Below are 10,663 nucleotides of genomic sequence, written 5' to 3' on the forward strand. Positions count from 1 at the left end.
CGCTCCTTATTTGTCTAAAATATCGGGCGTTAAATACATTGATACTTCAGCTATGTTGGCACCCTACGCTCAGATCAGTTATCTGATTGATACAGCTTCGGCGCTACGCACAAGCATTAAAGTAAATACAAAAGCAATCATCGATACTGCCTCTGCCCTGCGTAGTGCAATCAATAAGACCGCTTCTGCGCTGATTGATACTGCTTCTGCGCTGCGCACCAGCATTAATGTAAATACAAAAGCGATTATCGACTCCTCTGCCGCGTTGCGTGCAGGAATAAACACAAATACCGCTGCGATCATCGATACCGCCTCTGCCCTGCGTAGTGCAATCAATACGACCGCTTCTGCGCTGATTGACACTGCTTCTGCCCTGCGCACCAGCATTAATGTCAATACAAAAGCAATCATCGACTCCTCTGCCGCGTTGCGTGCAGGAATAAACACAAATACCGCTGCGATCATCGATACCGCCTCTGCCCTGCGTAGTGCAATCAATACGACAGCCTCTGCGCTGATTGATACCGCTTCTGCCCTGCGCACCAGCATTAATGTCAATACGAAAGCGATTATTGACTCCTCTGCCGCGTTGCGTGCGGGAATAAATACAAATACTGCTGCGATTATAGATACTGCTTCTGCGTTGCGTAGTGCAATCAATACGACCGCTTCTGCGCTGGTTGACACTGCTTCCGCCCTGCGCACCAGCATTAATGTCAATACGAAAGCGATTATTGACTCCTCTGCCGCGTTGCGTGCGGGAATAAATACAAATACTGCTGCGATTATAGATACTGCTTCTGCGTTGCGTAGTGCAATCAATACGACCGCTTCTGCGCTGATTGATACTGCTTCTGCGCTGCGCACCAGCATTAATATCAATGCAAAAGCAATTATCGATACCGCCTCTGCCCTGCGTAGTGCAATCAATACGACAGCCTCTGCACTGATTGATACCGCTTCTGCCCTGCGCATCAGCATTAATGTCAATACAAAAGCAATCATCGACTCCTCTGCCGCGTTGCGTGCAGGAATAAACACAAATACTGCTGCGATTATAGATACTGCTTCTGCGTTGCGTAGTGCAATCAATACGACCGCTTCTGCGCTGATTGATACTGCTTCGGCGTTGCGTACCAGCATTAATGTCAATACAAAAGCAATTATCGATACAGCCTCTGCGCTGCGTACCGCAATTAATACGACCGCTTCCGCGCTGATTGATACTGCTGCGTCTTTACGTTCGGCAATCGATGCAGCCAATGCGGCGTTGATCGACTCTTCTGCTGCGTTGCGTGCCGGAATTGATAATAATACCGCTGCTATCATCGACACTGCCGCTTCTTTACGTTCGGCAATCGATGCAACCAATACAGCGTTGATCGACTCTTCTGCTGCGTTGCGTGCCGGAATTGATAATAATACCACTGCGATCATTGATACTGCTGCGTCTTTACGTTCTGCGATTGATGCAACCAATGCAGCGTTGATCGACTCGTCTGCTGCGTTGCGTGCCGGAATCGATAATAATACTACTGCGATCATCGACACTGCTGCGTCTTTACGTTCAGCAATCGATGCAACCAATACAGCGTTGATCGACTCTTCTGCTGCGCTGCGTGCCGGGATCGATAATAATACTACTGCAATCATTGACACTGCCGCGTCTTTACGTTCAGCGATCGATGCAACCAATACGGCGTTGATCGACTCTTCTGCTGCGTTGCGTGCCGGAATTGATAATAATACCGCTGCAATCATTGACACTGCCGCGTCTTTACGTTCAGCGATCGATGCAACCAATACGGCATTGATCGACTCTTCCGCTGCGTTGCGTGCCGGAATCGATAAAAATACCACTGCGATCATTGACACTGCTGCGTCTTTACGTTCGGCAATCGATGCAACCAATGCGGCGTTGATCGACTCATCTGCTGCGTTGCGTGCCGGAATTGATAAAAATACCACTGCGATCATTGACACTGCTGCTTCTTTACGTTCAGCAATCGATGCAACCAATGCGGCGTTGATCGATTCATCTGCTGCGTTGCGTGCCGGAATCGATAATAATACGGCTGCAATCATTGATACTGCTGCGTCTTTACGTTTGGCAATCGATGCAACCAATGCGGCATTGATCGACTCTTCTGCTGCGCTGCGTGCCGGAATTGATAATAATTCTACTGCTATCATCGACACTGCTGCGTCTTTACGTTCTGCAATCGATGCAACAAATGCGGCTTTGATCGACTCCTCTGCTGCGCTTCGTGCCGGAATCGACAACAATACCACTGCGCTTATTGACACTGCTGCTTCTTTACGTTCTGCGATTGATGCAACAAATGCAGCGTTGATCGACTCGTCTGCCGCGTTGCGTGCCGGAATCGATAATAATACCGCTGCTATCATCGACACTGCCGCGTCTTTACGTTCGGCAATCGATGCAACCAATACGGCATTGATCGACTCTTCTGCTGCGTTGCGTGCAGGAATTGATAATAATACCACTGCGATCATTGACACTGCTGCTTCTTTGCGTTCTGCGATTGATGCAACCAATGTGGCGTTGACCGACTCGTCCGCTGCGTTGCGTGCCGGAATCGATAATAATACCGCTGCAATCATTGACACTGCTGTTTCTTTACGTTCTGCGATTGATGCAGCCAATGTGGCATTGATCGACTCTTCTGCTGCGCTGCGTGCCGGAATCGATAATAATACCACTGCAATCATTGACACTGCTGCTTCTTTGCGTTCTGCGATTGATGCAGCCAATGTGGCGTTGACCGATTCGTCTGCTGCGCTTCGCGCCGGAATTGATAATAATACCGCTGCAATCATTGATACTGCCGCTAGTCTGAGAAGTACGATTGCTGCAACAGAGAGTTCCTTAGCTGATACCGCAGCTGTTATTCGTGGCGCATTAATGGATACTGCACTTGCGTTGAGGACGACATTGGATGAAAAAGTAAATATCTCGGATACTGCTGCCATGCTGAGTTTCTATGCTCGTCTCGCCGAAAACGGTCTGAATCTGAATGCGCAAAAAGTTGTTCTCGGTGGATCGCTGAATATGCCCACCACAATCACTGCGGATGCGGTCAATACACTGGCAATAGCTGGCCTGCAGAGTGGGAGCAGCGCTGACAGTGTTTTAATGATCGGCTCCGATAATGTGTTGCGCAGGATAAATCTGAGTTCTGTTTTAAAAGAACCCTGGCAGGTAGTTGGCGGTGTGAACAAGGCTGATAGCAATACACAATCTATTTATCAGACCGGAAATGTGAGCATTGGTAAAAACACGAATTCGGCGACTCTCGACGTTGGAGGATTTATTAAAGCAGACAGTTCAATTATTACACCTGCTGTGATAAACGGAATGCTTACGCTTACTTCCGGACCGACTGTATCCTGGGATTTTGCATCCGGAACATCGGCAGAGCTCACACTCGGAACAAACGCAGCGCTTTCCATCGCAAATGCCAGAGCCGGGACTTTTGCTACGGTTAAGATCGTGCAGGATGCCAGCGGCGGACGCACGATCACTTCCTGGCCGGCAAATACGAAGTGGCCTTCAGGAGTTGTTCCCACACTCAGTACGGCTGCAAACGCTGTTGATATTGTGTCGTTCTTCTTCGACGGCACCAACTTTAATGCCATTATTACTAAAGATTTCAGATAAGCCACAATGAAGCGTTATCTTCTGATATTACTTTTATGCCCTTTACCAGCTGCGGCACAACCGGGCCAGTGGTATATGCAGCAGTTGGCCGACAGGTCTAATAACCTGCATATCAGTCATGAGCCCATTCATGACCTTAATGCACCAATTTTAATTGGATTTAATGACACGCTGGAAAAAGGTGTGCCTGGTAAAACATACATTCTTAAATCAGATATTTCAGATTCCACGGGTATTCCTGTTGAATACCTGGTTGTTGGTGCAGGTGGGGGCGGAGACGGCGGGCGTAATGCACGCTACTATGGAGGAGGTGGCGGTGGCGGCGAGGTCGTCACCGGAACGGTACGGCTTGCAGGATCGGTCTTTGTTTCCTGCGGCGCAGCCGGAGGAAGAGGTGGTTATTTTGCAGACAGCGCTACGCGCGGCTGGTCAGGGAATCCGGCTTATTCAGGACGTGATGGATCGGAGTCTGTTTTAGGTTCAATTGTTGCCCTGGGAGGGAAAGGTGCATTTTCAAACCCCGATTCCAGCATAGCAGGAGTGGGTGGTGCGAGCGGGAATGCGAATGCCGGAGCATTTTCGGTAAAGGCAAGCGGTGCAGCCGGTGCTGGTGGCGGTGGTGCAGGTGGTTCTGCTTCGGGAATTAACGCTGGACCGGGAATGTTGAGCAGCATTACCGGAGCTTCCGTTTATTATGGCGCAGGCGGTTCATCCCGTCGGAATCCATCTACCAATGGATCGACTACATCGGGTCGTACCGCTTACGGTACATCAGGTGTAACAGGGCGCGGTTGCGGCGGCGGTGGTGGTAATTCGGTTACCGGTCAGCAATTCAACGGGTCCAGCGGCGGTGTGATCATTGCTTATCCGGATACTTACCCGGCACTGGCGATCGGAAGTTCCCTGTCGGTTTCCGTTTTGTCTACAAGAAGCGGCTTCCGGGTGTATTGGTTTTCCGGAGGTGCCGATACCGTTTCTTTCCCTAATCCAGGCAAATCTCTCTGTATCCGGCCGGATACCGGAGTACGACTGATATTGGCAAATAGCGGTCATTACGGCGGAAGTACCGTGGTGAATACGGATACGCTTTTTCTCGGAAACGGAGATTCGCTGGGTTGTCTTCCGGGCGGCACAACTGACCTGCGGAATAATGCGGTACTTGTTATCAACAAAAGCAGGAACACAGTGATGGGATCGGCAATTACCGGAACCGGCAGCGTATGGATACGTAACAAAAGTTTCGTTTCGTTCCGGTCTGCAAAACCTTATACCTATACCGGAGTAACACGCATTGATACAGGGTCCACGCTTGTTATGGCTCCTGTAAAAACTACATCCGGGCCCCTAGGGAATATCGACGTATATGGAACTTTATGTATAAATCGTGCAGATTTGTGGGGAAGTGCAAGTACAACTTCCAGCGCTAAAATAACAGTGTTCCCCGGGGGTACCCTTTATACTAACCGTAGTTTTTGTACTATAGTCAATCCTGTGCTTGCAGGCGGATCTGTATTTATGCTGGGAGGTGTGTCTGCCTCATGGAAGTCGTTACAGATTAAAGGTGGACTGAACGTTACCGAAAACTCGGTTATAAGCGCTGATAACGTGGATGGGCTAAGCGGTATGATTTTTTCAAGTGCTCCCATCAATGTCGCCGCAGGAAAGACATTACGCGTGGATAGTCCTGCGGTTTTTTACGGAAGCGGCCAGTTTACTAAAAATGGTAATGGCACCCTGGACTTATATCTGTCACTTTTAACGGGGAATGTAACTATTAACGCCGGCACTATGATTACGCGTAACGGCGGATTGAATTCTTTCGGTATTCACTCCGGAACGGTAACGATTGCCGCCGGAGCATCGCTTATTTACCAGTTACAGCCACCCTGGGGTTCTTATCCTGCATTGCGGGGCAATATCACCGGAGCCGGTAAGTTTTTCCAAACAGTATGGGGGCTTACACTAAAAGGGAACAATGCAGCCTTCACAGGCTCCTTTACCTCAAACGGTGAGGTGCGGTTTGATACCACTTTGTCAGCATTCTCTAATTCAGACAGTGTGGCGATTGCGTGGGTCAACCTGAGTTCTGTCGGCGGTGGAACGTACACATTCGGAGATCTCAATCCGGGGTGGGGGGGCGTTTCCTCCTCCGTTGCCGGTAGTCATGTGCTTACGTTTGGTGGGAAAAATAAGAGCCGTATCTGGGCTACCCCGGTTTCCGACGGTACGGGTACAGTATCGTTATTCAAACGCGGTACCGGAACGTATACGACTACCGCAACCAATACTTACACCGGCACTACCAGCATTGCAACCGGTGCTTTCCAGATAGGAAACGGGGGGACTTCCGGAATGGTGGGACCTGGAGGGATTATCGATAATGCGGAAGTAATATTTAACCGCAGCGATTCGGTAACTGTTGATAACCTGATCAGCGGAACCGGCAAGCTCACTATGAAAGGTACGGGAACCGTTAATCTGCGGAATGCAAATACGTATACTGGCGTTACCACTGTAAATGCCGGCACGCTTACTTTTTCCGGCAGTGGTAAAACGGCTGTGCCCGGAAGTATTATCGTCAATAGCGGCGCAGTAGTTCGCCTGGACCGTAATGATACGTGGGGAACGGCGGACTCCACGGCTTCCTGCTCGCTAACGCTCAACAGTGGTGCTACACTGCGCTCTAATAACTCTTTTAATTCATTATGGGGCCTTGTCCTTAACGGTGGCTCGGTACAATGCAATGGCGGCGCAAATGCCTCCCTCCGTTCGTTTCAGCTTTCGGGAACTTTATCGGTAACCAATAACGCTGCTATATCCGACATAGGCGGTTCTGATAACGGTATCCGTATAGGAGGAAACGGCGCACCGATTCTTACCATCAGCGTAAATTCCGGTAAGACGCTTTCGATTGCCTCGACAGTTATGAATAGTGTCAACCATTCGCCCAATGGCATTAATAAGACCGGAACAGGAACCTTACTGCTGATCGGGAGCAATACCTTCAGCGGTCCCGTTACTGTTACTGCCGGTACTATCAGGGCCGGACATGTTAATGCTTTCGGATCATCGGCTATTACCGTAAAAAGCGGAGCCACGCTTAATAAAGGCGGTTTCTCTATTGCCAATACTGTTGTTGTTGAACCCGGAGGGATCGTTGTCCCATAAAAGTGTATGCATATAATGATAGTTGTAAAGAAATATTCCATCCTGACATTTTTTATTGCATTGCTGCTTATAGGTAATGCTGCACTTGGACAACAGGGACTTACCGGCGTGTTCGGAACGTATATCGGAACACGGGAATGTATTAACGGTACCCGTGCTATGGGTGGTGATGTGGAGATTGCGGCCAAAGGCAACCTTCAGATAACGAATACCGGAGACCTCGCCGTTTTCGGCTCTTTTACAAACAGCGGCGTACTGGAGATTCTTCCCGGCGGATCGCTGCATTTGTATGGAGATGTCCAGAATGGCGGCGCCATCATCGCACATAAAGGAGCTCATATTTATTTCTACGGTAACCGCTGGAAGAATACCATTTATGCAAGTTTTCAGGACGGACTGCCCGCTAACAGCGAAGCTGGTGGTGAGCTCCTTTTTGTCGGGACACGGCCGGATATAGCACCCGACTGGCTTGCCGGCACTAAAGCGTTGGAGGGGTATTCAGGAGGTGCTTCCGCACAATACTGGGAGGGCGCATCGTCCGCTATGGACGCGGCTATACGTTTGCAAAACAGTAATGGTGTCTACCTCAGTAATTCTGCAGCAATGATCGAGGGATCACTGCAATGGGATGTAGCGGATGGGATGCTTTTTCTGGGTAATAACGATCTGATCTTTACAGCCAATGGGTCTGTACTTAATTATGGCCCCCACGGATTCGCGATCACAGACGGAGACGGACACGTGGTGAAGCAAAGACTGGACGGAGGGCCCTGGACCTTCCCTCTGGGCCCGCGTCCGGAGGAATATACTCCGGCAAGTATACAGTCCGTATTTTCCAATACCTATCACGTGAATGTAAAGCCTTACAATCTCAGCACTTCTATAGAGGAACAATTGTGGCGTGAAGCAGACGGTATGAATTATACCTGGAATATTTATGCAGACAGATCTGAAATACCTTCAACGATCGCTTTGCAGCATAACAGCGCTTCCAATAATCTGAAATTTGATTCTGATGCGAATTTTGTAACCCGCTACGGTCTCGATACATCGAACAGTGACGGCGATTTCTGGAATCCCGGATATTGGGAATTGAATAAAGCAACTAAGTCGCAACCAGGTATATTGTCTTCTTTCGGGGCCGTTGCTGCGGCAGAATTAAACTGGCGCACCTACAAATGGCTGGCGACGTCGGCATCGAGCCCCTATGCTTATTATACCAAATCATCAACCGGATTCCGCCCTTTAAAAACGAGTCAGGTCTGGATGATTACAGCTTTCCCGGATAATTGTAATGCCGTAGTCGAATTTTCGTCAGGATCGGAATTCGGAGTGATACAATACCAGGTTCAGAGAAGCTCAGACGGCGTGAATTTTTCTGTTGTGGGAACGTTTCAGCCACAGGGTGACAGCAGCACCTACACGTTCCGTGATCTGCCCCCGGAAACCGGCGATTATTATTACCGTATAGCATTGCTGGACCCTATGGGAAGCTACTCTTTAAGCGCAGTTACCAAGGTTTCCGTGAACTGCCAGATGCTCGACCCGGAAATTCATTTGTTCCCCAATCCGGCAAGCGAGTATATCACTATTACCGGTATGACGGGGAATTCCGATCTTGTCCTGCTCAACCTGGCCGGACAACCGCTGTACCAGGCTAAAACAGACAGGGCTACACACACAATCAATGTGCGGGACCTTGCAGACGAGACATATATCGTGCGCGTACAGTCAGGCCCACGCTTTACAACCACTGCCATTAAGTTTGTGAAGGTGCATCAATAAAAACAACCTGTTTGTATCGGGATGGTATCAAATCCGTCCAATAAAAAAGTCGGCTCTGGTTGGAGCCGACTTTTTGTAGTTTCAGAAGTATCAGATTTTTCCAACCATCGTTTTCGGATCTACCCATGCGTCGAACTCTTCAGGCGTTACATAGCCGAGTTCCACTGCCGTTTCTTTCAGTGTCTGACCTTTACGGTGTGCGGTCTGTGCAATTTCTGCAGCTTTGTAATAGCCGATTTTTGTGTTCAGCGAAGTGACCAGCATCAATGAGTTATTCAGGTGGGCCTGAATATTTTTTTCAATTGGTTCGAGACCTGCCGCGCACTTGTCATTGAAAGATACACAACCTTCGCCGATCAGGCGGGCGCTGTGCAGGAAGTTGTAGATCATTACAGGTTTGAACACGTTCAGTTCAAAATGACCGGTAGCACCGCCGATCCCGATCGCCACATCATTACCCATTACCTGGGCAGCGATCATTGTGAGCGCCTCACATTGCGTTGGATTCACTTTGCCCGGCATGATCGAAGAACCCGGTTCATTATCCGGAATCATGATTTCACCGATACCGCTGCGGGGACCAGAGCTGAGCATGCGCACATCGTTTGCGATTTTCATCAGAGCAACCGCAACCGTCTTCAGCGCTCCATGCGCTTCCACGATGGCATCGTGCGCGGCAAGACTTTCAAATTTATTTTCAGCGGTAACGAAAGGCAGGCCGGTGAGTTCGGCAATTTTACCCGCAACATGCACTGCGTAGCCTTCGGGAGTATTGATGCCGGTACCTACTGCAGTTCCGCCCAGAGCGAGTTCGCTCAGGTGTGCGAGTGTATTATTGATTGCTTTCAGACCGTGATCCAGTTGAGATACGTATCCGCTCAGTTCCTGACCCAGGGTGATTGGAGTGGCATCCATAAAATGCGTACGTCCGATTTTCACGATATGCATGTACTCTCTGGATTTCTGAGCCAGAGTATCACGCAACTTTTTAATGCCCGGGATCGTCGTTTCCATCAGGATTTTATAAGCTGCGATGTGCATCGCCGTAGGGAAAGTATCGTTGGACGACTGAGACTTATTCACGTCATCATTCGGGTGGATAAATTTGTCTTTATCGCTGAGTTGGCCGCCGTTCAGTACATGTGCGCGGTAAGCCACCACCTCATTCACGTTCATATTGCTTTGGGTACCGGAACCTGTTTGCCATACCACAAGCGGGAATTCATTGTCCAGTTTGCCTTCGAGGATCTCATCGCAGACCTGTCCGATCAACTTCACTTTTTCAGGAGCCAGGCCTGCCAGTTCACCATTGGTGATAGCTGCCGCTTTTTTAAGATAGGCGAACGCCTTGATGATCTCTTTAGGCATGCGGTTGATATCCTGGGCAATCTTGAAGTTGTCGATAGAACGCTGGGTTTGCGCGCCATAATAGGCGGTTGCAGGTACTTTTACCTCACCCATGGTGTCTTTTTCAATGCGGTAATCCATTGTTGTGGCTATTTATGATTTTGAGAGATGAATAGATAAAAATTGACGCCGGCAAAGGTACTATTATTCTATAGAATGCTTTTGTCAATTTGGTCCGTAAGGATAGTTGCCGGGAGAGGAGATGCAGCTAGCTATCGGGAGGGATTCGCTTCGTATTGAGCGCCGCCCATCTTTTCGCGTCATTGCGAGACGCACATAGCCCCTTCGTGTAGGAGCAGTCCCGATCACTATCGGGAGCAATCTTTCTTGCACGCCGCTCACACACGCGTATTTCCCGTCCATTGGAGGGGAGTGGGTTTCTCGTTGCGCGTCCTTGCGAGGCGCGCGCAGGCAGGAGTGCCCCATCCAAACCTTTGTAGTGTATAACCCGGTATAAAGTGGGGAGTAATGATCACATACACTACAAAAGGAGTGTGTAAAATGCTGGCACGCGGAACGGAGTTTGAACTACAAGACCTGTTTCCCGGACTACGGGTTAAACATTTAAAACATATAAAAAATTAGTTCTCTTAAGTTCCCTGTATCCGATTGCGGAAAGTA

4 protein-coding genes are annotated in these 10,663 nt (G+C 49.3%); 3 read left to right on the forward strand and 1 reads right to left on the reverse strand.

What is annotated here, in order from left to right; genetic code table 11:
• The 3 genes from ABD846_RS06670 to ABD846_RS06680 form a co-directional block, all read left to right on the forward strand.
• The coding region (locus ABD846_RS06670; protein WP_344824229.1) for a beta strand repeat-containing protein at positions 1–3,682 on the forward strand (3,682 nt) is incomplete at its 5' end.
• Positions 3,683–3,688: 6 nt separating this feature from the next.
• Positions 3,689–6,850, forward strand: a complete 3,162-nt coding sequence (locus tag ABD846_RS06675) for a beta strand repeat-containing protein (RefSeq protein WP_344824231.1) — start codon at positions 3,689–3,691, stop codon at positions 6,848–6,850.
• A 6-nt stretch (positions 6,851–6,856) separates the two neighbouring features.
• Complete coding sequence (locus tag ABD846_RS06680) at positions 6,857–8,635, forward strand: T9SS type A sorting domain-containing protein (protein WP_344824234.1); 1,779 nt, start codon at positions 6,857–6,859, stop codon at positions 8,633–8,635.
• Positions 8,636–8,725: 90 nt separating this feature from the next.
• Here the strand turns inward: ABD846_RS06680 and fumC are convergent, their stop codons facing one another.
• Positions 8,726–10,123, reverse strand: coding sequence for a class II fumarate hydratase (gene fumC, locus ABD846_RS06685; RefSeq protein ID WP_344824236.1), 1,398 nt, complete (start codon positions 10,121–10,123; stop codon positions 8,726–8,728).
• Between the last annotated feature and the right edge of the window lie 540 nt (positions 10,124–10,663).

It is taken from the genome of Rurimicrobium arvi (assembly GCF_039540495.1).
GTDB classification, from domain to species: Bacteria; Bacteroidota; Bacteroidia; order Chitinophagales; family Chitinophagaceae; genus Rurimicrobium; species Rurimicrobium arvi.